At 62.1% G+C, this 1436-nt stretch carries 2 protein-coding genes; one reads left to right on the top strand and one right to left on the bottom strand.

The window, feature by feature from the left end:
• Nucleotides 1-849 (bottom strand): UvrD-helicase domain-containing protein (locus AAFP05_RS04870; RefSeq protein WP_341728727.1); only part of this gene is annotated, 849 nt, incomplete at its 3' end.
• A 193-nt stretch (nt 850-1042) separates the two neighbouring features.
• On the opposite strand from AAFP05_RS04870, the gene AAFP05_RS04865 reads away from it, so the two are divergent.
• Nucleotides 1043-1306 carry a GlsB/YeaQ/YmgE family stress response membrane protein gene (locus AAFP05_RS04865; RefSeq protein ID WP_341728728.1) on the top strand — a complete coding sequence of 88 codons (264 nt, stop codon included), beginning with the start codon at nt 1043-1045 and terminating at the stop codon, nt 1304-1306.
• The last annotated feature ends 130 nt before the right edge of the window (nt 1307-1436 follow it).

Here is a 1436-nt window from a genome sequence, read left to right as displayed (position 1 = left end):
CTCGAAGTCGAGGATGTTGCGAATCGTGGCGCCGCGGAAGGCGTAGATCGACTGGTCGGAGTCGCCGACGACCATCAGTTCACCAGGACCGATGCGCGGTGAGCCCGCCGGCAGGCCATCGTCGGATCCGAGATCTCCACAAAGCTGCTTGATCAGCAGGTACTGCGCGTGATTGGTGTCCTGGTATTCGTCCACCAGAACCTGGCGGAAGCGGCGACGGTATGCCTCGCGGATTTCGGGATGCTGTTCGAAGAGCAGCACGGTGGTCATGATCAGGTCGTCGAAGTCGAGCGCGTTCGCCGCCCGCAGGCGTTCGTTGTAGACCTTATAAGCCTCGGCTCGCACCTCGTCCAGCCCGGACGCCTTCGCCGCAGCCTGCGCGGGAGTGATCAGTTCGTTCTTGCAGCCGCTCACCCAGTTGAGCAGCGCGCGGGGCGGGAACTTCTTCGGATCGAGATTCTGATCGCGCGCAACCAGGGTCATCAGGCGCCTGGCATCGGTGTCGTCGTAGATCGAGAAGGTCTTGCGATAGCCCATCGCGTCAATCTCGGAGCGAAGGATGCGGACGCACGCGGAGTGGAATGTGGAGACCCACATCAGCCGGGCGCGATTGCCGACCAGGTCGATGACACGCGAACGCATCTCGGCGGCGGCCTTGTTGGTGAAGGTAATCGCCAGGATCGATCCGGGGTGCACGTCGCGCTGTGAGACCAGGTAGGCGATGCGGCGGGTCAGCACCCGGGTCTTGCCCGACCCGGCACCTGCCACGACCAGCACCGGACCACCGGCGTGGATGACGGCTTCGCGTTGCGGCGGGTTCAGCCCAGCGAGCAGATCGGGTTCAGTCATAGCCCTCTCAGGGTAGCCGGACGAGTCAAGGGCCGGCGTGGTGGTCCGGGCACCTTCGGACCGGCCCGACCGGTGATGTGCGCACAACGGATCGGATTGAGATGCAATCGGATCGAGATTCAAAGGGTGAACCCCTGAGGATTCACCTAAATGCAGTTTCAATCGTGGGTGCATTGAGCCTGGTGTGCATAGATTGGACGACATGTCATTCATTTCGTGGATTGTCCTGGGCCTGATCGCAGGATCGATTGCCAAATCTGTCGTCGGCGGTGGCGGCGGCGGATGGTTCATGACGCTGCTGCTGGGCGTACTCGGCGCAGTCGTCGGTGGATGGATCTCCTCGGCACTGTTCAACATCTCGCTGCGGGGATTCTTCAGCCCCGTCACCTGGATCATCGCCATCCTCGGCGGATTCCTGGTGACCTTCGTCTATAACAAGGTAACCAAGAAATCCTGACGCCCCAACAAGTCCCGGGGCCTCATACACGCTCTGACGCCCCACACAAGCTCTGACGCCCCACAGCGACTACCGAAAGCAGCAGCAGCTACCGGCCGTCACAGCCGGGAACCACAGCGGCTACCGAAAG

It is taken from the genome of Brooklawnia sp., assembly GCF_032229645.1.
Taxonomy (GTDB): Bacteria; Actinomycetota; Actinomycetes; order Propionibacteriales; family Propionibacteriaceae; genus Brooklawnia.
The sequence above is the reverse complement of the archived record's forward strand: the minus strand, read 5'-3'. Positions and strand labels throughout refer to the sequence as shown.